The sequence below is a fragment of the Frondihabitans sp. Leaf304 genome (genome assembly GCF_001423105.1).
Classification (GTDB): Bacteria; Actinomycetota; Actinomycetes; order Actinomycetales; family Microbacteriaceae; genus Frondihabitans.
Window position 1 is genome coordinate 1,485,351 of sequence record NZ_LMNV01000002.1, and the last position, 20,321, is coordinate 1,505,671.

The window sequence follows — 20,321 nt, forward strand, 5'->3', positions numbered from 1 at the left end:
CGGGCGGGTGCGAGCGGGCGGGTTCTGCGTGTGTGCGTGCATGCGTGCGCGCGCGGGCGGGCGGGTGCGTGCGGGTGCGTGCGCACGCGCAGAACAGGAAACGAGGCGCGGCCAGGCGGCAGCAGGCGGCGCCCACGCACGGCTGGGCCTGAATGCCTGAAACGTGCACCCCGCAGTGGCCCTGGTCGCCCACGTGACGCGCGCAGGATCCTGCGCAACCCCGCTCGCACAACAGGAAACGAGGCGCGGTGACGCGGCAGCAGGCGGCGCCCACGCACGGCTGGGCCTGAACACCTGAAACGTGCACGCGGCCGGGATCTTGGTCGCGCGGGTGAGGCGTGCAGGATCCTGCGGCTCCCCGCTCTCAGAACAGGAAACGAGGCGCGGCGACGCGCAGGCAGGCGGCGCCCACGCACGGCCGGGCCTGAATACCTGAAACGTGCGCGCTTCTTCTGCATGAGCGTGTGATGCGCGCAGAACAGGAAACGAGGCGCAGCGACGCGGTAGCAGGCGGCACCCACGCACGGCCGGGCCTGAATGCCTGAAACGTGCACCCCGCAGTGGCCCGGGTCGCCCACGTGACGCGCGCAGGATCCTGCGCAACCCCGCTCGCACAACAGGAAACGAAGCGCGGCGACGCGGCAGCAGGCGGCGCCCACGCACGGACGGGCCTGAATGCCTGAAACGTGCAGCCCGCAGCGGCCCTGGTCGCCCACGTGACGCGCGCAGGATCCTGCACGCCCCGCTCCCCCGGCCCATGCGCGCAACTCAGGCATGCAGTCCCCAGGCGGCGGCGCCGCGCCACCTCCACGCATGCGGCGCACCCACATGCCTGAAAACCGCGTACGCAAAAGCCCCGCCGCCCGAGCAGGAAGCTCGAGCGGCGGGGCAGTGGTGCGCTACGGGCTACGCCTGGGGCGACCCGGAAGCAGCCGACGTGACCGGGCTCTCAGCGGACTCGGGCGCGGCAGCGGGTGCCGGAGCACCAGCACCTGCGTTCGCGCCAGCACCAGCGGGCACGTGCTGAGATGCGACCTCGACACCGTGGAAGGTGCGCAGGATCTCGAGCGTGTCTTCGATCTCGGCGTCGCGAGCATCGTCGGACCAGCCGAGCGACGTCTGCAGGATCCCGGCGAGCTCGGAGAGGAGCTCGATCGTGACACCGCCGACGAAGGCGAGGTTGGTGCGGCGAAGGACGACGTCGATGAGGTGCACAGCGTCTTCGTTCTCGGCGAAGTAGGCGATCTCGGCAGCCGTGAACTGGTTGTCGGAGGCGAGCGGCTCGGACGGCTGGTCGAGGAGCGTCTCGATGACGTCTTCGGCACGGGTGCCGTAGCGCGTCAGGAGGCGGTCGACCTGGTCGCGGTCGAGGCCGCCCTGGTGATCGGTGATCCAGCGGGCGCGGTCGCCGGGCAGCGTCGGGAAGCCCTTGCCACCGCCGATCGCCATGCCGGTCGTGTCGACCGTGCGTCCGACGCCGAGGCGCGTCGTGGCCTCGGTCGAGAGGTGCGCGGAGAGGGCACGGAAGGTGGTCCACTTACCGCCGACGAGCGAGAGCACCTTCGTCTTGGGAAGCGACGCGACCTCGGTCTCGACGATGCGGTAGTCGCGGGAGACGAATCCGGCGGCGAGGTCGTCGTGCTTCGGAAGCGGACGCACGCCCGAGTAGCGGTAGACGATGTCGTCGCGCGTGATCGAGATGGTCGGGAACACGTGCTTGACGAGGTCGAAGAAGTAGTCGACCTCCTCCTCGGTGCAGATCGCCGGCTCGTTCATGTCGGCTTCGAGGTCGGTGGTACCGATCAGAACGCGGCCCTTAAGCGGGTAGATCAGAACGATCCGGCCGTCGTTGTTCTCGAAGAACAGCTCGCGACCGTTCGTGGCCTTGAGCAGAGCGGGGTGGTCGACGACGATGTGCGAGCCCTTGGTGCCGCCCATGAACTGCGACTCGGCGCCGAAGACCTTGTTGGTGAGATCGGTCCAGGGGCCGGAGGCGTTGATGACCACGGGTGCGGTGATCGTGAACTCGTCGCCGGTGACGACGTCGCGAACGAGCACGCCGCCATCCTGAGCACCGACCGCCTCGAGGTAGTTCGCGCTGCGGGCCTTGGAGCCGGCGGCACCGCGGTTGCCCGCGGCGATTCCATCTTTCAGGACGTCGAGGGCGAGACGCTCGGGCTCGTGGACCGACGCGTCGTAGTAGGTGCCGGTGTACTTGAGGTTCTTGTTCAGAGCAGGCATGTCGCGGAGCGCGGCCGACTTCGTCAGGAACTTGTGACGGGGAACAGTGCCACCGTCGCGCGAGAAGGAGTCATACAGGGTCATGCCGACCTTGATCAGCACGGCGCCGCGCTCCTTGGTGGAGCGCTGCTTGTGCGTGAGCATGCGCAGCGGCGCGTTCATCAGGCCGGAGAACGTCGAGAAGATCGGCATCGTGGTCTGAAGCGGCTTGACGTAATGGGGGGCGATCTTCAGGAGGCCGTTGCGCTCCTCGACCGACTCACGCACGAGACGGAACTCACCGTTCTCGAGGTAGCGGATACCACCGTGGATCATGTGGCTCGACGCAGCCGAAGCTCCGGAGCCGTAGTCGTTGCGCTCGACGAGCACGACGTCGACGCCCTGCAGCGCCAGGTCGCGGAACGTCGCGATTCCGTTGATGCCTCCACCGATGATCAGGACCTGCGCCGTGGGGCGCTCCTTGATCCGGGACACGTTGGCGCGGATGTCGTCTGTCTTCTTCGACTTCGTCACTGGCTTGTCACTTTCGCTGCTATGAGTGCTTCGGCGCCGTGGCGTCGGTGCTACTCGTCGTGGTGTCGGATCGCGATCGATCGGAATGGTGCATCGATCGCCGACTCCTCCATACTTAACTCGTGTGAGCAGGCGGTCAACCCCTGTGCACATACGTGCATAGAGAGGCCCGAACCATGTCGAACGCACCGCACCAGGCGGACAAGACGCAGGACGCCCTGCGCGCCTCCCACCTCTACTACCTGCAAGATCTCACGATGGAGGCGATCGCTCGCGAGCTGGGCACTTCCCGTTCGTCCGTCTCCCGGCTCCTGAGTTATGCCCGCGAAACCGGACTCGTCGACATCCAGATCAAGTCGCCCCTCGACCAGGCGACCCTCGTCAGCGATCAGCTCCACCGGCGATTCAACGTGGTGGCACACGTCGTGCCCATTCCCGACCAGACGACCGACGTCGATCGCCTCGATCGGGTCGCCCTCTCGGCTGCACGAATTCTCACCCCGTTCGTCGACTCGAACATGGTGATCGGCCTCGCCTGGGGCTCCACCGTCAGCGCGATCAGCCGCTACCTCGTGCCGAAGGCCACTCACGGGTCGATGATCGTGCAGCTCAACGGCGCCGCGAACACCCGTACGACCGGCATCGTCTACGCCAGCGAGATCCTGCGCCGATTCGGCGACGCGTTCGGCGCTCAGGTCCAGCAGTTTCCGGTGCCGGCGTTCTTCGACGACCCCGACACGAAGCAGGCGCTCTGGCGCGAGCGGAGCACCAAACGCGTGCTCGCGTTTCAGGACTCCATGGACGTGGTCGTCTTCGGCATCGGCGCCCCCGATGCGCTCGTACCGAGCCACGTCTACTCGGGCGGCTACCTCGAAGAGAGCGACCACGCGAGCCTCCGCCGTGACGGGGTGGTCGGCGACGTCGCGACGGTGTTCTTCCGCGAGGACGGCTCGTCGAGCGACATCACCCTCAATAAGCGCGCCTCCGGGCCCGACTTCGCGACCATCCGCCGAGCTCCGCGTCGCGTCTGCGTCGTCGCCGGCACGTCGAAGGTGCCGGGCATCCGCGGCGCTCTCGCGGCCGGCCTCGTGACCGACCTGATCGTCGACGAGAGCACCGCCCGGGCACTTCTGGAGTGAGCGGCGGAGTGCAGGATCCTGGTCTGCCGCGGCTTTGCCGCTCGCCCATCAGGAATCCTGTCCCCTCAGCGTCGCCCCACCCTGGTTGCACCGCCGCGCCGCGCCTGCATTCCTGATTCGCGACCGGCGACGTCCCGTCACGCGTTGCATGCAACGATGCATGCAACCTAGAGTGAGCAACATGAACGACCCCGCGAGCAGCCCCGCAGCATCGACCGAGGCGAGCGCCGCAGAGCGCGCCTACCTCGTGACGAAGGCGCGGATCCTGCGCGGCGATCTCGCGGGCGGGGCATCGCTGAGCGAGACCACCGTCTGCCAGGAGCTCGGTCTGAGCCGCACGCCGGTGCACGAGGCGTTCCTGCGACTTGCCGCCGACGAACTGTTGACACTCGAGTCGCGCAAAGGCGCTGTCGTGCGGCCCATGTCACCGAGCGAGGCCGACGACGTGGTCGAGATGCGCGAGGCCGTCGAAGCCGCGGCGGCGGCGCGCGCCATCAGCATCGACCGGGGCGATCTCGCACGAGAGCTCGCCGATCAGCTCGCGATTCAGGAAGACTGCGTCACCCGAGGCGACATCGACGGCTTCATCGACGCCGATGACGCGTTCCACACCGCTGTGATCGCGGCCAGCCGCAACCCCATCGCCAGCCACTTCGCAAGGATCCTGCACGACCGCGCTCAACGAGTCCGACACCAGCTGATCCGCGTCCGCCCGGAGCACCTCGCCGTGACGCTCGACGACCATCGCGAGCTGGCCGCCGCGATCGACGCCGGTGACGCCGAAGCGTATCGCCGAGTGCTGGCCCGCCACGTCGACATCTTGCGGGGCATCCTGTGAACGTCGACACGGGGGCGATCCAGGCGGTGCCGAGCGCGGGGCCCGGGCCTACACCGGGATCGCGGCGGGGCGGGCGTGCGGCTCGGGGGCCGTGGATCCTGATCTGGGGTGCCGTGTTCGTCTGCTCGTGGGGCGGTAACCAGTTCAGCCCGCTGCTGCTGATGTACGAAGACCGGCAGCACTACAGCTCGGTGCTGGTGAACGCCTTCCTCGGCGTGTACGTGCTCGGGTTGGCACCCGCGCTGCTGGTCGCCGGCTCGCTGTCGGATCGTCACGGCCGTAAACCCGTCTTGCTGGCGGGCCTCGGAGCGGCGCTCGTCGGCAGCAGCCTGCTCGCGCTGGGCCCGTTCGGCCCGGAGTTCCTGCTCGTCGGGCGCCTGTTCTCAGGAGCGACCGTCGGCGTTGCGATGGCAGTCGGCAACTCGTGGATCAAGGAGCTGTCGCAGGCCCCGTTCGATCCGGGAGCAGATCGCGCTGCCGGCGCACGGCGCGCATCGCTGGCCTTCACCCTCGGCTCCGGCTCGGGCGCACTCGTGGCGGGGCTCATCGCGCAGTGGGGGCCAATACCCGAGGTGCTGCCCTTCGTCATCCACCTTCTGGTTACGATCCCGTTTGTTGTGGTCGTTTTGCGGGCTCCCGAGTCACACCGGAGCGGCGGGGTAGCCGGGCCGTGGTGGCGGCAGCTGCGGATCCCGACCGCATCGCACCGCCGCTTTGTGCGGGTCGTAGTCGTCTCGTGCCCCTGGATCTTCGCGGGGGCGGCGATCGGCTACGGCTACCTGCCGACTCAGTTGCGAGCGGCGACCGGATCCTGGGGTCTGGTGTTCGCCACCGCGGCGACCGTCACCGCCCTCGGCGTCTCGTCAGCGTTGCAACCCGTGGCCCGGCGCATCCACTCGGCCACGAGCGCGCGCGGCCTCGCCGTGATGGTCGGGCTCATCGCCGCGGGGCTCGGCGTCGTCATCGTGGCGATCGCCCTGCAGTCGGTCTGGATCGGCCTCGCGGCCAACGTCGTGATCGGCGTCGGCATGGGCATCGGGCTCGTGTCCGGTCTGCAGGAAGTACAGAGGATCGCAGGATCCGCTGGCCTCGCCGGCCTCACGGGTGTCTTCTATGCGGTGGCCTACGTCGGATTCCTGGCACCGCTCGCGATCGCGGCGCTCTCCGCGATCGTGCCGGTCACGCTCATCCTGCTCATCGTGATCGGGCTCGCGCTCGTGTCGCTGGCGCTCGTGCTGGTGTCGTTCAGGAAGCACCTGCCTGCGGCGTAGTGGGTGCGTGCGCATGGGCGGGTGCGCGGTCGCGTTCGCGGTCGCGTGCGCAAAACAGGAATGCAGGCGCGCAACCCCGCGCGAGCCCACCTCCTACGCTGGCCGCGGGACTGGATGCCTGAAAAGTGCACCCGCCAGGCGTCGCTCCCCGCTCAGGGCACCTGCAACCGCAGCGGATCCGTCTCCCTCCAGAACCGGCACTGGTCACCCGGGTAGATGCGCCTCCACTCCAGGTCGTAGCCCTGAGTTGCGAGCGTCGTATGCGCCTCGCGCGGCCCGCCGTACGCCGTGACGGCCACGTGGGCGGGCGCCGTCCCGGTAGGGAAGTTCCAGAGATGCGCGTTGCGGCGGGTGGCTTCGTAGTAGCGACCCTTCGCAGGATGCGCGGGCACCCGCTCGCAGCCCTCGTCGGTGCAGAATCCCATGGCGGTCACGTCGGCGGCACCTGAGCCGGAGACCTTGATGTCGACCGACTCGACGTACCCTTCCGCTGTGCAGATCAGCGGCGGGGCAACGGCACCCGCGATCAGAATCGCCGTAAGACCGGCGACGCCGACCGCACCGGCGGTGATCGCGGCTGTGCGCTGCTGCATGCGCTGATCTTGGCACGCGGCGAAGGATCCGGCCAGGCCCGGTGGGCATCAGCGTGGCCGGGCCCGGATCCTGAGTTGCCGGAACTCCGTGAGCGTCTGCCGAGCCGGTTAACACGCTTGTTACAACCCATTCATGCCGCCTTCACACGAGGCCGTCGCCGCCGCGCTCCACTGGGGAATCCCATCACCAGGCTGCTCAGAGGAGACCCGAATGTCGACCGGATCCAGCACCACAAGCGGCGTGACGTACACGTCAGCCGACCCGAACTACTTCGAGAAACGCCAACTCCGCCGGACCGCCGGCTTCTGGGGCATCTGGGGAATCGGGATCGCCGCCGTGATCTCGGGCGACTTCTCGGGCTGGAACGCTGGCATCACGACGGCCGGCTGGGGCGGACTCCTGATCGCGGTCGGCATCGTCGTGATCATGTTCTTCGGCATGGTCTTCTCGATCAGCGAGATGAGCGCCGCGATGCCCCACACAGGCGGCGCGTACTCGTTCGCCCGCGCGAGCATGGGCCCCTGGGGCGGTTTCATCACCGGCCTCGCCGAGACGATCGAGTATGTCTTGACCACCGCGGCGGTCGTGTACTTCTCCGCGGGATACGCCGACGCGATCCTGTCCGATCTCACGGGCGCGAGCCTGCCGACCTGGGTGTGGTGGATCATCCTCTACGCCGCCTTCATCGGCCTCAACTCGCTCGGTTCGTCGGTGTCGTTCAAGTTCGCGCTGGTCGTCGCCCTGATCTCGCTTGCCGTGCTGCTGACGTTCGCGCTGATGGCGACGTTCTCGGGCAAGCTCGACTTCGGGAGCCTGTTCGACGTTGCGCCGGATCCTGGTCAGAGTGCGTTCCTCCCCCACGGAATCCTGCCGATCTTCTTCGCCCTCCCGTTCGGCGTGTGGTTGTTCCTCGGCATCGAAGAGCTGCCGCTGTCGGCGGAGGAGGCGCACAACCCGACCCGCGACATTCCTCGTGCCAGCGTCTGGGGCCTCGTCACGCTGATCGCCTGCGGTGCGATCGTGCTGTTCCTCAACCCGGCCGTCCTCGGCGGAGCGGCTGCCGGAACCTCGGCCGAACCGCTGCTCGACGGATTCCGCGCGATCATCCCCAACGACAAGGTCGCCGCCGTCCTCTCGGCGTTCGCGCTGGTCGGCCTCCTGGCCAGCCTGCAGGGCATCATGTTCGCGGCCGGCCGCAACATGTACTCGCTGTCGCGCGCCGGCTACTACCCGCGCGGACTCTCCGTCACCGGCAAGCGTCAGACGCCCGTACTGGCCATCGCCGTCGCCGCCGTGATCGGCTTGGCCGCGCTCTTCGCCGCCGAGGCTGCGGTGCCGGCGGGCGGTGGCGGGCTCGTGCTCAACATCGCGGTCTGGGGAGCCGTGCTCTCGTACATGCTGCAGATGGTGTCGTTCGTGATCTTGCGCCGCAAATACCCGAACGCGAAGCGCCCGTACAAGTCGCCGTGGGGTCTCGGTGGTGCGTACATCGCAGGAATCATCGGCTTCGCGATCTTCATCGGCGAGATCCTGAACCGCGCACTCTGGTCGGCGATCGTCATCATGCTGATCGTCTACGTCGTCGGCATCGTGCTCTTCGCGACCGTGGGCCGCAAGAACCTGGTGCTCGCTCCTGAAGAGGAGTACGCGATCTCGGGAGGGCTGCACCGCGACCCCCAGGTCGAGGACTACGACGCGCTCGACGCGATCCCGGTGCCGGGCGATGCGCTGGCGGATGCGCCGGCCCGCACGAAGGAGTCGGACCTCGTGTGAGGCGGGCCGGGCTGCGCGGCGGTGCGGCGGTGCGGCGGTGCGGCGGTGCGCGCAAATCAGGCAGATGAGCGCGGGGTGGGCGCGGATCCTCGTGTTTCCGCCCCGCTCGAGCCAGACTTCCTGAATCGCGACCGGCACACGCCAGCCGCTAGAAGACCCGCGCGACGACCTCTTTGAGGAGCCCCGACGTCGGGACGTTCGCCTGCTGAATGCGGATGCCGATATCACCCCGCGTGTAGTACGTGTCGCCCGTCTCGACCGGGTACTGGGAGTCGCGGCCGATCTTCTGGCAGGTGTACGCGTCGGCGGACTTCTTGCACGTGAACCCCTTGGCCGGGAGCTTCTTCAACTGGGCGAGGGCCTTCGACGAGTCGACGGTGACGACCTGGATGCTGATGCCGCTGATATCGGCCCGCGGATCGCGCCACAGGCAGAAGATCGACGCCCCGCCCGACTTGACGGCCGCGCTCAACTGCGTCTTCGGAGCCGCCGGCTGCGTGAGCGGGGTCTTCGCGAAGCCGTCTTTTTTGTAGGTGGTCGCGCTCATCAGTGACCTGCACTTCGTCGGGATCGCGCCAACGGCGACAGCGGCCGAGGTTGTTGCAGGCGTTGTCGGGGTGGCGAGGCTCGACGCCGTCGTCCCGCCCGAAGGATCCGACGCACCGGCATTCGCCCCCGTCGTCACGGCTGCAGTGGTCGTTGCCGCCGAGCACCCGGCGAGCGCCGCCACGGCCGCTCCGGTCATCATGAGAGCGATGGTCGTCTTGGATGCCTTGTTGAGCATGATTCCCCCCGGGTGATTGTGGCTTGAGGCTACTGCTGTCGGCGCGGTTACGGGGTCATCCTGCAGAACGAACTCAGCGGGTGGGCGGCACGGCGCGCTTCCACCGCGCGCCGTAGCGGCGCAGCGAGATGCGCGTGCGATCGGTGCGGAAGAAGTCGTGCGAGAACTCGACGGGCGTATCGGCCGCGTCGAAGGTGATGCGCCAGATCTCGAACAGCGGCGCCCCCTCGGCCACCCCCAGAATCGCCGCCTGCTCGGCCGTCGCCGGTGTCACGTCGATCGTCTCGTCGGCCTGCGCCATCTCGATGCGATAGTCACGGGCGAGGATCCGATACACCGACTCGGTGTGGTCACGATCCTGAAATCCGGGTAACAGGCGCATCGGCAACACCATCGTGTCGAGCGAGAGCGGCGTCCCGGCTGCGTCACGACGCCGACGCATGCGGAAGACGTTGTCGCCGTCGGCCAGCGCCAGACTCCGCTGCTCGGACGGCGTGGCGAGGCCGATCCCCTCCGAGAGCACCTGCGTGGTCGAGACGAATCCCTGCTGGCGCAGCATGTCCGGCACGCCCATGATCGTGTTGAGCTGGCGCTCGATCTTTCCGTCGGCTACGAACACGCCGCCGGTGCGGCCCATGGTGCGGCGGATCAGCGACGCGGCCTCCAGCTCTTCGAGGGCCTCGCGGAGCGCCGACCGGGGCACGCCGAACTGCTCAGCGATGGCTCGCTCCGAGCCGATCCGGTCACCCACGCGCAGCTCGGATCGGGCGATGAGGCGCTGGATCCGGCTGCTGAGCTCGGAGGGGTCTCGGGGCACGGGGTCTCCTGGAGGCGCGGACGGACGGGCGGGCGGGGCGGCTGGGGCGGGGCGGGCGGCGACTGCGGCGGCGACTGGGGCTCATCGTAGCGACGCCGGTGCGGCCTGCGCGATGCCGCCCGGGCCCGCGCGACGCCCGGCCGCTCGCAACCCGACGCGTTTCGGCCAAAGCGACGCGGCGAGCCGCGTCGGATTGGCCGAACCGCGTCACCTCTCGCGACCTCGCGCGACACGAGCCGCAGCTACACCCCGAGCGCGGTCAACCCGCCGTCCAGCGCCTCCACGAGCCGAGGGATGTCGGCCGCGGTGAATGCGAGCGGCGGCCGCAGCTTGAGCACACTGTTGTTCGGCCCGCAGACGCTCGTGAGCACGCGCCGGTCGCGGAGCTGCTCGAGCAGGGCGAGCGCGACGCCCGAGTCGGGGGCCTGTGTCGCGCGATCGGCGACGATCTCGACGCCGGTGTACTGCCCCGAGCCGCGGATGTCGCCGATGCCGGGGTGCACGGCCGCGAGCTCTCGAAGGCTCTCGCGCAGGGCGGCGCCGACGGTGAGCGCCCTCGCCTGCAGCTCTTCGTCGCGGATCACATCGAGCACGGCCTGCGCCGCTGCGATCGCTACCGGGTTGCCGCCGAAGGTGTTGAAGTAGGGGCGCTTCGCGGCGAACGCGTCGAGCACCTCGCGCTTCGCGGCCATCGACGCGATCGGGATTCCGTTGCCCATCGGCTTGCCGGTGGTGACGATGTCGGGCACGAAGTCGTGGCGGTCGAAGCCCCAGAACGCCTCGCCGGTGCGGCCGAAGCCGGGCTGCACCTCGTCGGCGATGACGACGCCGCCGTGCGCGTGGACGAGCTCGAGCGCCGACCGGATCATGCCGGGCTGGCCGAGGAAGATGCCGTCCGACGAGAACGACGAGTCGAGGATGAGACCCGCGAACCCGTCTGCCGACGCCTCGATCTCGGCGATGGCCGCTCCGAGCTGCCCGACCCACCAGGCTCCGGCCCCCTCGGCGGTCTCGGACTGCAGGCGGTAGGTGTCGGGCGGGTCGATGATGCGGAGCGTCGGGTCCATCTGCTCGGGGCCGCGCAGCGACGGCGAGTGCGCCGAGACGAGCGCCGTGTTGCCGTGGTACGCCTCGCTCGTCGCGATCCACGCGGTGCCGCCGGTGTACTCGCGGCCGACCCGCAGCGCGAGGTCGTTCGCCTCGGAGCCGGTGCAGACGAACATGACCTGGTCGATGGCATCGGGCATGGTCGAGAGGAGGTCGTCGGCGTAATTCAGCACGCCCTCGTGCAGGTAGCGCGTGTGCGTGTTCAGCGTCGACATCTGCCGGTGCACGGCCTCGACGACCCTCGGGTGCGCGTGGCCGATGCTCGGCACGTTGTTGTAGAGGTCGAGGTATTCGTTGCCGTCGGCGTCCCAGGCGTGGGCTCCGAGGCCGCGCACGAGCTCGACCGGATGCTTGTAGAAGAGGCGGTAGGCCGAGCCGAGCACCTCGCGCCGCTCGGCGAGCGCCCGGGTGCGCGGGTCGAGCCCGTCGGCGTCCGACGCCTTGAAGCTGTTGCCGTCGAGGATGGATGCGGTGCTCGCCATGGGGTTCCCGTCGTTCGGTGGGTGCACGTCCATTCTCTCGATCGACGAGGAGGCGAGGGGGCCCGCCGTGTTGCCGGGACGTTACGAGCGCAGCCCTCAGGATGAATGGCGTGTTACCCGCGTGAACGGCTGGTAAAGGATCGCGTCTCAGGAGTCGGATCCTGAATTGTGGCCCCTAGGTTCGAGGCTTATGACGATCTCGCACCCGACGACCGAGACCGTGCCCGCACCGTCGGGCACACCGGCCGGATCGCTGTCGGCCTTCGATCACGTGGGCCGCGGCGACGATGCTCCGCACTGGGTTCACGACGGCATCTGCCTCGCCTGGGGTCTGCCGCTCGCGGCGACCAGGGTCACGCTGATCGCGGTCTCGGAGAACGTGACCTTCAAGGTCTCGGTGAACGAGGATCCGAGTCTGGTCGTCCGTCTCGGACGCCCGGGATACGCGGTGAGCGTCGAGCATGTGCGGAGCGAACTGCTCTGGGTGGAGGCCCTGCAGCGCGACGCGGGGGTGCCGACACCGTCACCGCGGCACGGGGCCGACGGCGACTTCGTGCAGTTCTTGACGGACGACGGCGGTGCGAGTTGGACGGCGGTCGGCTTCGACTTCGTGACGGGCACGATCCTCGAAGATCAGACCGACTTCGCCGACCACTTCGTCGAGATCGGCCGACTGACGGCCCAGCTGCACGGGCACTCGCGGGGTTGGGCGCGACCGACCGGATTCCAGCGCTTCGACTGGACCGTCGACGACATGACCGGCGGCCTCGCGCGGTGGGGCGACTGGCGGAACGCCCCGCTGACGACCGGCGATCGCGCCGTTCTGGAGCGCGCCGAGACGACGGCCCGGGCCACCCTGTCGGGCATCCCGCGGACGCCGCAGCACTGGGGGCTCATCCACTCCGACCTCCGCCCCTCGAACGTCATGACCCACGAGGGCGCCATGACGATCATCGACTTCGACGACTGCGGGTACGGCTACTTCCTCTACGACTTCGGGTCGGCGCTGACGTTCTACGAGCACCGCCCGTCGGCGCTCGAGATGGGCGCCCGCTGGCTCGACGGCTACCGGCAGGTCGCGACTCTCAGCCGCGACGACCTCGAACTCGCCGGAGCGCTGTCGCTGATGCGCCGGCTCACCATGCTCGGCTGGGCCACGACGCACCGGGCCGACGCGCTGCCCGCCGACCTCTGGGACGAGAACAAGCCCGGCACGGTCGAGGTCGCGGCGCGCTACAACGCCGATCCGCTCTGGCTCGTCGGGGCGTAGCGGAGTGCGCCGCTCTGCCGGGATACGCGGTGCGGACTCCGATACCTGCCGCGGCACGTCGGTGTGACCGCGATACGTATCGCGGCGGCCCGTCGGCGCGGCCGGCGGCCCGGCGCTAGGCGCGGGACGCCTGCAAGAGCGCCCACAGCTCGGCGCGACCGGCGAACGAATCGAGGTCGAGCTCGAGCAGCGTGCCGATCCGCGCGATTCGAGCTTTGAGCGTGTGCCGGTGCAGCCCGGCCTCGCGCGCCGCGGACTCCCAGTGGCCGTTGTGGTCGAGCCAGAGCCGCGCGCAGTCGACGAGCTCGCCCGGCTCGCCGACCAGCCCTCCGAGGCGACGCCGCGCGAGGTTCTCGGCCGCGGGCGACCACAGATCGTCGAGGAGCCCGGCCGCCGAGTCGCCGAATACGTGCACACCGGCGTCAGGATCCTGATCGAGGGCCCGCACCGCCTGCGCCAGCCCGGTCGAGGCTTCGGCCGGTGCCAGAACGGCCGACAGCCCCACCGGGAGTGCCGCGAGGGTGGCGCTGCCGGCCACCGCCCGCGAGAACGCGTCGGTCGCTGCTGCCGGCACCACCGCTACCACTCGTTCGGCAGAGGAGTCGGCGAACGCCAGCCCCTCCCGCGTCAGCTCGTCGAGGAGTCGATCGCGCTCCGAGTCGGCCACACCGGCCGGCAGCGGCACGACGGCGATCCGGAGGGCGTCGGGAATCTTCGACCCGAACTCGGCCGCGGCAGCCCCCGCCCCGGCGAGATGGCCGTCGAGTAGCAGCCGCACCAGCACTCCCCCGAGACGGCGCTCGAGTCGGCGTTCGGCGTCACCGTAACGGAGCAGCACCTCGACGATCGCGACGGCACCGGTGACGACGGCCTGCGTGGCGACGTCGTGCCGCCCGGCGCCGGCGATACCGATCGCACCTCGAAGGGCGCCGCGAGGCCCGAGGGTCTGCACAGTGGCGAAGCCGAGCCACTCGGGCAGCGTCACGTCGGCGGAGGCGCGGGTGCCGCGGCGCAGGATCCTTCGCCCCTCGTCAGCCAGAGCCCCCAGATCGACGGCGGCGGAATGCACCTCCACCACCGTCTCGCCCGAGGGCGAGAGGATCACCACGGCACCGCTCACCTGGTCGGCCAGCGTCTGCACGACGGCCTCGAGCGTGCCGGCGGTCAGGGCAGAGAGCGAGACGGCGCGCTGGGCAGCCAGAGTCCAGGCGTCGCGTTCGCGATCGCGGGCGGCGATGCGATCGGCCACCCAGCGGATCAGCGCGATGAAGGGGACCTCGTAGGGCACCTCGACGAGAGTGATGCCGCGAGCGTCGCAGGCGTCGACGAGGGAGGGTGGGGTGCCCTCGCGGATCACCTCGAGGCCGAACCCGAGGGCCACGACGCCGGCGTCGAGGAGGCGATCGGCGTAGCTGCCGTAGAAGGCAGCGTCGTCGTCGGCGGGAAACTGCGTGCCGGTGGTGAGCAGCATCGTGTCGCCGGTGAGGAACGGCGTGGGATCGACGAGATCGGAGCTGTGCACCCAGTCGATGGCGATATCGCGCCCGTCACCGTCGAGGCGGACCCGGAGGCGGAGCGGCGGTTCGGCGAGGAGCCCGCGGACGGTCGGAGGCTGCACGGTCGGCGCGGACGAGGTCTTCACCCTCGGAGGTTATCCCCAACTGCCGCTCGGTCCAGCAGTTCTCCACAGATTGCCGAAATGGCAGTCGTGGTGTCGGGGCCACTGCCTAGATTGGCTTCATTCGTTCGCTACGCCCCATTCACCACGCACCATACGGAGGCCGTCCGTGACCACTCACGTCGAACCGCTCGTCGGCGGGCCCTCGCTGCCGCAGCAGCGGAAGATCGTCACCGAGATTCCCGGGCCGCGCTCCCGCGAGATCCTCGCCCGCAAGACCTCCGCGGTCGCCCGGGGCGTCGGCATCTCACTGCCGGTCTTCACCGACGTCGCCGGCGGCGGTGTGCTGGTCGACGTCGACGGCAACAGCTTCATCGACCTCGGCACCGGCATCGCCGTGACCGGCGTGGGCAACGCGGCCCCGCGTGTCGTCGAGGCCGTCCAGCGCCAGGTCGAGCGCTTCACCCACACCTGCTTCATGATCACCGGCTACGACTCCTATGTCGACGTCGCCGAGGCCCTCAACCGGCTCACGCCCGGTGACCACGAAAAGCGCTCGGCCCTGTTCAACACCGGGGCCGAAGCCGTCGAGAATGCCGTCAAGATCGCCCGCTCGTATACCGGCCGTCAAGCCGTCATCGCCTTCGAGCACGCCTATCACGGGCGCACCAACCTCACGATGGCACTGACCGCCAAGGCGATGCCCTACAAGAGCGGGTTCGGCCCCTTCGCCCCCGAGATCTACCGGGCGCCACTGTCGTACCCCTACCGCGACGGTCTCTCCGGGCCCGAGGCCGCGAAGCGAGCCATCGCGATGATCGAAAAGCAGGTCGGCGCCGCCTCCACCGCGGCGATCCTCATCGAGCCGATCCAGGGCGAGGGCGGCTTTATCGTGCCGGCACCCGGGTTCCTCGAGACCCTCGTCGACTGGGCTCGCGAGAACGGCGTGGTGTTCATCGCCGACGAGGTGCAGACCGGCTTTGCCCGGACGGGCGCTATGTTCGCCTCCGAGCACGAGGGCATCGTGCCCGACCTCGTCGTCACGGCGAAGGGCATCGCCGGAGGCCTGCCGCTCGCCGGCGTCACCGGTCGTGCCGAGATGATGGACGCCCCGCACGTCGGCGGCCTCGGCGGCACCTACGGCGGCAACCCGCTCGCCTGCGCTGCCGCGCTCGCGGCCATCGAAACCTACGAGGTCGACGACCTCGCCTGGCGAGCCCGCGACATCGAGACGCTCATGAAGACGCGGCTGACGGCCCTGCAGGCGGGCGACCCGCGCATCGGCGACGTACGCGGGCGCGGAGCGATGATCGCGATCGAGCTGGTCGACCCGGCGACGGGAGACCCGGATCCTGCTCTCACCGGTCGCGTGGCTGCCGCGAGTCACGCCGCCGGAGTGATAATCCTGACCTGCGGCACCTACGGAAACGTGATTCGCTTTCTTCCGCCGCTCTCAATCGACGACGCTTTGCTCCACGAGGGCCTCGACGTCGTCGCCCACGCCCTGGAGGAATCATGACCACGACCGCCGCCGCAAACGAGACCGAGCAGCGACTGCTCGACACCGTGCCGACGGGCCTTCTGGTCGGCGGAGTCTGGCGTGAGGCATCGGGCGGTGCGACGTTCGGCGTGATCGATCCGGCAACGGGCGAGACGCTGATCGACGTCGCCGATGGCACGCCCGCCGACGCGATCGCCGCCCTCGACGCTGCTGTCGCCGCGGCCGACGACTGGGCCGCAACTCCGCCCCGCACCCGCTCCGAGATCCTGCGGCGGGCATTCGACCTCGCCATCGCACACCGCGACGAGCTGGCCCTGCTGATGACGATGGAGATGGGCAAGTCGCTGGCGGAGGCCCGCGGCGAGGTCACCTATGGCGCGGAATTCCTGCGCTGGTTCTCGGAGGAGGCCGTGCGTATCTCGGGCCGCTACGGCGCGAACCCCGAGGGCACCGGCACGATGATCGTGTCGCGCCGACCGGTCGGGCCCTGCTTCCTCATCACGCCGTGGAACTTCCCTCTCGCGATGGCCACCCGCAAGATCGCGCCCGCTCTCGCCGCCGGCTGCACGATCGTGCTGAAGCCCGCCGAGCTGACCCCGCTCACCAGCCTCTACTTCGTCCAGCTCCTGATCGAGGCCGGCGTTCCGGCCGGCGTTGTCAACGTCGTGTCCACGACCGACGCCTCCGGCGTCTCAAAGGCCGTCATGGCCGACGACCGCCTTCGCAAGGTGAGCTTCACCGGGTCGACCCCTGTCGGCAAGGTGCTGCTCAAGCAAGCCGCCGACAACGTGCTGCGCACGTCCATGGAGCTCGGCGGCAACGCCCCGTTCCTCGTCTTCGACGACGCCGATCTCGACGCCGCGGTCGACGGGGCGATGCTGGCGAAGTTCCGCAACATCGGCGAGGCCTGCACCTCCGCCAACCGCTTCTTTGTGCAGTCGGGCGTCGCCGACGAGTTCTCGAAACGGCTCACCGCTCGTGTCGAAGCGCTCGAGGTCGGTCGCGGCACCGACGAGGGGGTGTCGATCGGGCCGCTGATCAACGACGCCGCCGTCAACAAAAGCGCCGAGCTCGTCGACGACGCGACCTCGCGGGGTGCCTCGGTCGCGACGGGTGGGTCGAAGATCGAGGGGCCGGGATCCTTCTTCGCTCCCACAGTGCTCACCGGCATCACCCCCGACACCCGCCTGCTCAAAGAAGAGATCTTCGGCCCGGTCGCCGCGATCGCCACGTTCGACACCGAAGACGAAGGCATCGCGCTGGCCAACGCCACCGAGTTCGGCCTCGTCTCGTACGCCTTCACAACCGACCTCGCTCGCGGTCACCGCCTTATCGCCAAGCTCCAGTCGGGCATGCTCGGCCTCAACACCGGCGTCGTCTCGAACGCCGCGGCCCCGTTCGGCGGAGTCAAGTCGTCGGGCCTCGGGCGCGAGGGCGGCACCGAGGGCATCGCGGAGTACCTCGACACGACCTACACGCTTCTGCCCACGAGCTGACCGCCAACGAGAGACGACCGACATGAGCACGACCCTCCAGAACTTCATCGCGGGTGCCTTCGTGTCCGCGGTCGGCACCGACACGCTCGACGTGATCGACCCCCGTACCGAGGAGGTCGTCGCCGTGTCGCCCATCTCGGGTGCCGCCGACGTCGACGCCGCGATGGCTGCGGCGGCCGAGGCCTTTCCGGCATGGAAGCGCACCACGCCGAGCGCTCGCCAGAAGGCGCTCCTGGCTCTGGCCGACGCTCTGGAGGCGCGCTCCGACGACCTCGTCGAGGCGCAGGCTCGCAACACCGGTCAGCCCAAGGCGACGATCGCCTCCGAGGAGGTCGCGGTCGGCGCCGACCAGCTCCGCTACTTCGCCGGTGCCGCCCGAAGCGCCACCGGGCTCGCCTCGGGTGAGTACCTCGAGGGGCTCACCTCGTCGGTGCGCCGAGAGCCCATCGGCGTCGTGGCCCAGGTCACTCCCTGGAACTACCCGCTCATGATGGCGCTGTGGAAGATCGGCCCGGCCCTCGCCGCCGGCAACACGATCGTGCTCAAGCCGAGCGACACCACTCCAGAGTCAACCCTGGTGCTGGCCGACCTGACCCGGGGCATCCTGCCCGACGGCGTCTTCAACGTGGTGCTCGGCGACGCGTCGACGGGTGCGCTGCTCACTGAGCACCCTGTTCCCGGGCTCGTCGCGATCACGGGAAGCGTGCGCGCCGGGCGGGCCGTGGCCACGTCGGGTGCAGCCGGCCTCAAGCGGGTCCATCTCGAGCTGGGCGGTAAGGCCCCCGTCGTCGTGTTCCCCGACGTCGACATCGACGCGGCCGCCGAGTCGATCGCGCAGGCCGGGTTCTTCAACGCCGGTCAAGACTGCACGGCCGCGACCCGGGTGATCGTGCACCGCTCCATCCACGACGCGTTCTGCGACGCGCTGGTGCGGGCCGCTGAGGGCACGATCACGGGCGCCGGCGACGACGCCTTCTACGGTCCCCTCAACAACGCCCGGCACTTCGCGGCCGTGTCGAACGCGATCGACTCTCTGCCCGAGCACGCCACGATTCGCACCGGAGGTTTTCGGGTGGGCGACGTCGGGTACTTCTTCGCCCCGACGGTGATCGCCGACGTCGAGCAGACGGATGCGATCGTGCAAGACGAAGTGTTCGGCCCGGTGCTCACGGTGCAGTCATTCGACACTGCCGACGAGGCGCTCGAACTGGCGAACGGTGTGCGGTACGCCCTGGCCTCCAGCGTGTGGACTGCCGATCACACGACCGCCGAGCGATTCGCCCGCGACCTCGACTTCGGTTGCGTGTGGATCAACACCCACATTCCCCTCGCCGCCGAGATGCCGCACGGCGGCTTCAAGCAGTCCGGCTACGGCAAAGACCTCTCGGCCTACTCGGTCGACGACTACACCCGCATCAAGCACGTCATGTCTGCCCACTGACGCCCACCACCTCCCTCGGAAAGGCCGCAATGCCGAACACCATCACCACCGACGTCGTCATCATCGGCGCCGGCGCAACCGGCCTCACCGCAGCGGCCGACCTCGTTAAGGCGGGGCACTCCGTCGTCGTGCTCGAGGCCCGCGACCGTGTGGGCGGACGGCTCTGGACCAACAGCATCGAAGGCCAGATGTACGAGATCGGCGGGCAGTGGGTCTCACCCGACCAGACCGCGCTGATCGCCACCCTCGACGAGCTCGGCCTCGAGACGTACTCCCGCTACCGTGAGGGCGAGAGCGTCTACATCGGCCGAGATGGCGAGGCCAAGCGCTTCACCGGCGACATCTTTCCCGGGTCGGAGTCGACCGAGGGCGAGATCGTCCGACTGATCGAGCTGCTCGACCGCCTGGTGGCCGAGACCGACCCCGACGCGCCGTGGACTCACCCCGACGCCGAAGCGCTCGACCGGGTGTCGTTCAAGGAGTGGCTCGCCGCGCAGTCGACCGACGAGGAGGCCCGCGACAACATCGCGCTGTTCATCGCCGACGCCATGCTGACCAAGCCGGCCCATGCGTTCTCCACCCTGCAGGCCCTGCTCATGGCGGCGAGCGCCGGCAGCTTCTCCAACCTCGTCGACGCCGACTTCATCCTCGACAAGCGCGTCGTCGGAGGCCTGCAGAGTGTGCCCGTGGCCCTCGCCGCATCGCTCGGCGATCGCGTGCACCTGAATCAGCCGGTGCAGACGCTCGAGTGGAGCGACTCCGGCGTCGTCGCGACCACCGACGACCTCCGCGTCGAGGCCAAGCGGGCACTGGTCGCCGTGCCGCCGAACCTCTACGGTCGCATCGACTACGTGCCGGCGCTTCCCCGTCGCCGCAACCAGATGCACCAGCACCTCTCCCTCGGCCTTGTCATCAAGGTGCACGCCACCTACGAGACACCGTTCTGGCGTGACGCCGACCTGTCGGGCACCGCGTTCAGCCCTTACCAGCTGGTGCACGAGGCCTACGACAACAGCAATCACGGCGAGACCCGCGGCACGCTGGTCGGGTTCGTGTCGGATGAAAAGGCGGATCGCGCGCTCGAGCTCGACCCCGAGGAGCGCCGGGCGCGGATCCTCGACTCTCTCGCCGCGTACTTCGGCCCCGAAGCCCGCAACCCGAGCGTCTACTACGAGAGCGACTGGGCGGCCGAAGAATGGACCCAGGGCGCCTACGCCACGAGCTTCGACCTCGGTGGCCTGACGCGCTACGGCGCCCATCAGCTCACCCCCGTCGGCCCGATCCGGTTCGGGTCGAGCGACCTGGCCGGCCTCGGCTACCAGCACGTCGACGGGGCGATCCGGGTCGGTCACCGACTCGCGACGGAGGTCGTCAGCGACCTCGGCGCCGAAGTGGTCGCCGCCCCCTAACCCCCTTCAGCCCGCCCCACCCTCCCG

At 69.3% G+C, this 20,321-nt stretch carries 15 protein-coding genes; 9 read left to right on the plus strand and 6 right to left on the minus strand.

The window, feature by feature from the left end; translation table 11 throughout:
* Positions 1-906 precede the first annotated feature (906 nt).
* Positions 907-2,754 (minus strand): glycerol-3-phosphate dehydrogenase/oxidase, encoded by a 1,848-nt coding sequence (locus ASF54_RS06620; protein WP_084815996.1) that lies wholly within the window; start codon positions 2,752-2,754, stop codon positions 907-909.
* A 176-nt stretch (positions 2,755-2,930) separates the two neighbouring features.
* Between ASF54_RS06620 and ASF54_RS06625 the strand changes: the two genes are divergently transcribed.
* The 3 genes from ASF54_RS06625 (at position 2,931) to ASF54_RS06635 (ending at position 6,002) form a co-directional block, all read left to right on the plus strand.
* Positions 2,931-3,893 carry a sugar-binding transcriptional regulator gene (locus ASF54_RS06625; RefSeq protein ID WP_055960120.1) on the plus strand — a complete coding sequence of 321 codons (963 nt, stop codon included), beginning with the start codon at positions 2,931-2,933 and terminating at the stop codon, positions 3,891-3,893.
* A gap of 181 nt (positions 3,894-4,074) precedes the next feature.
* Positions 4,075-4,731 carry a GntR family transcriptional regulator gene (locus ASF54_RS06630; RefSeq protein WP_055960123.1) on the plus strand — a complete coding sequence of 219 codons (657 nt, stop codon included), beginning with the start codon at positions 4,075-4,077 and terminating at the stop codon, positions 4,729-4,731.
* A complete protein-coding gene (locus ASF54_RS06635; protein ID WP_200919571.1) occupies positions 4,728-6,002 on the plus strand; it encodes an MFS transporter in 1,275 nt (424 codons plus the stop codon). Before ASF54_RS06630 ends, ASF54_RS06635 begins: the two co-directional genes overlap by 4 nt.
* Before the next feature lie 152 nt (positions 6,003-6,154).
* Here ASF54_RS06635 and ASF54_RS06640 read toward each other — a convergent pair whose 3' ends face one another.
* Positions 6,155-6,595 (minus strand): hypothetical protein, encoded by a 441-nt coding sequence (locus tag ASF54_RS06640; protein WP_055960126.1) that lies wholly within the window; start codon positions 6,593-6,595, stop codon positions 6,155-6,157.
* A 211-nt stretch (positions 6,596-6,806) separates the two neighbouring features.
* On the opposite strand from ASF54_RS06640, the gene ASF54_RS06645 reads away from it, so the two are divergent.
* Positions 6,807-8,369, plus strand: a complete 1,563-nt coding sequence (locus ASF54_RS06645; protein WP_055960129.1) for an amino acid permease — start codon at positions 6,807-6,809, stop codon at positions 8,367-8,369.
* 148 nt (positions 8,370-8,517) lie between these two features.
* Here the strand turns inward: ASF54_RS06645 and ASF54_RS16315 are convergent, their stop codons facing one another.
* The 3 genes from ASF54_RS16315 to ASF54_RS06665 all read right to left on the minus strand — a co-directional run bounded on the left by ASF54_RS16315 (position 8,518) and on the right by ASF54_RS06665 (position 11,559).
* Positions 8,518-9,153, minus strand: a complete 636-nt coding sequence (locus ASF54_RS16315; RefSeq protein WP_157510048.1) for a hypothetical protein — start codon at positions 9,151-9,153, stop codon at positions 8,518-8,520.
* A gap of 73 nt (positions 9,154-9,226) precedes the next feature.
* On the minus strand, positions 9,227-9,970 hold the full coding sequence (locus tag ASF54_RS06660) for a GntR family transcriptional regulator (protein ID WP_055960138.1): 744 nt from the start codon (positions 9,968-9,970) through the stop codon (positions 9,227-9,229).
* Between the two features lie 242 nt (positions 9,971-10,212).
* A complete protein-coding gene (locus tag ASF54_RS06665; RefSeq protein ID WP_055960141.1) occupies positions 10,213-11,559 on the minus strand; it encodes an aspartate aminotransferase family protein in 1,347 nt (448 codons plus the stop codon).
* Positions 11,560-11,749: 190 nt separating this feature from the next.
* On the opposite strand from ASF54_RS06665, the gene ASF54_RS06670 reads away from it, so the two are divergent.
* Positions 11,750-12,829 (plus strand): phosphotransferase enzyme family protein, encoded by a 1,080-nt coding sequence (locus tag ASF54_RS06670; protein WP_055960144.1) that lies wholly within the window; start codon positions 11,750-11,752, stop codon positions 12,827-12,829.
* Between the two features lie 115 nt (positions 12,830-12,944).
* Here ASF54_RS06670 and ASF54_RS06675 read toward each other — a convergent pair whose 3' ends face one another.
* The gene (locus ASF54_RS06675; RefSeq protein WP_055960147.1) at positions 12,945-14,471 is read right to left on the minus strand and encodes a PucR family transcriptional regulator; all 1,527 of its coding nucleotides are present in this window, start codon (positions 14,469-14,471) and stop codon (positions 12,945-12,947) included.
* A 145-nt stretch (positions 14,472-14,616) separates the two neighbouring features.
* Here ASF54_RS06675 and gabT point away from each other — a divergent pair, with 145 nt between their 5' ends.
* Genes gabT through ASF54_RS06695 form a run of 4 tightly spaced genes read left to right on the plus strand, consistent with a single transcriptional unit; the run spans position 14,617 to position 20,294 of the window.
* The gene (gabT, locus tag ASF54_RS06680; protein WP_235480961.1) at positions 14,617-15,966 is read left to right on the plus strand and encodes a 4-aminobutyrate--2-oxoglutarate transaminase; all 1,350 of its coding nucleotides are present in this window, start codon (positions 14,617-14,619) and stop codon (positions 15,964-15,966) included.
* Positions 15,963-17,444, plus strand: a complete 1,482-nt coding sequence (locus ASF54_RS06685; RefSeq protein ID WP_055960150.1) for an NAD-dependent succinate-semialdehyde dehydrogenase — start codon at positions 15,963-15,965, stop codon at positions 17,442-17,444. Before gabT ends, ASF54_RS06685 begins: the two co-directional genes overlap by 4 nt.
* Before the next feature lie 22 nt (positions 17,445-17,466).
* Positions 17,467-18,885: an aminobutyraldehyde dehydrogenase gene (locus tag ASF54_RS06690; RefSeq protein ID WP_055960152.1), complete on the plus strand. Its 1,419-nt coding sequence runs from the start codon at positions 17,467-17,469 to the stop codon at positions 18,883-18,885.
* The gene (locus ASF54_RS06695; RefSeq protein ID WP_326934336.1) at positions 18,882-20,294 is read left to right on the plus strand and encodes a flavin monoamine oxidase family protein; all 1,413 of its coding nucleotides are present in this window, start codon (positions 18,882-18,884) and stop codon (positions 20,292-20,294) included. The genes ASF54_RS06690 and ASF54_RS06695 overlap by 4 nt, the downstream gene beginning before the upstream one ends.
* Positions 20,295-20,321 lie beyond the last annotated feature (27 nt).

What these genes read in the sequence shown, in the direction of transcription:
- ASF54_RS06625 (WP_055960120.1), top strand. Translation starts at nt 2,931, where the DNA reads ATGTCGAACGCACCGCACCAGGCGGACAAGACGCAGGACGCCCTGCGC.
- ASF54_RS06630 (WP_055960123.1), top strand. Translation starts at nt 4,075, where the DNA reads ATGAACGACCCCGCGAGCAGCCCCGCAGCATCGACCGAGGCGAGCGCC.
- ASF54_RS06640 (WP_055960126.1), bottom strand. Translation starts at nt 6,595, where the DNA reads ATGCAGCAGCGCACAGCCGCGATCACCGCCGGTGCGGTCGGCGTCGCC.
- ASF54_RS06645 (WP_055960129.1), top strand. Translation starts at nt 6,807, where the DNA reads ATGTCGACCGGATCCAGCACCACAAGCGGCGTGACGTACACGTCAGCC.
- ASF54_RS16315 (WP_157510048.1), bottom strand. Translation starts at nt 9,153, where the DNA reads ATGCTCAACAAGGCATCCAAGACGACCATCGCTCTCATGATGACCGGA.
- ASF54_RS06665 (WP_055960141.1), bottom strand. Translation starts at nt 11,559, where the DNA reads ATGGCGAGCACCGCATCCATCCTCGACGGCAACAGCTTCAAGGCGTCG.
- ASF54_RS06670 (WP_055960144.1), top strand. Translation starts at nt 11,750, where the DNA reads ATGACGATCTCGCACCCGACGACCGAGACCGTGCCCGCACCGTCGGGC.
- ASF54_RS06685 (WP_055960150.1), top strand. Translation starts at nt 15,963, where the DNA reads ATGACCACGACCGCCGCCGCAAACGAGACCGAGCAGCGACTGCTCGAC.
- ASF54_RS06690 (WP_055960152.1), top strand. Translation starts at nt 17,467, where the DNA reads ATGAGCACGACCCTCCAGAACTTCATCGCGGGTGCCTTCGTGTCCGCG.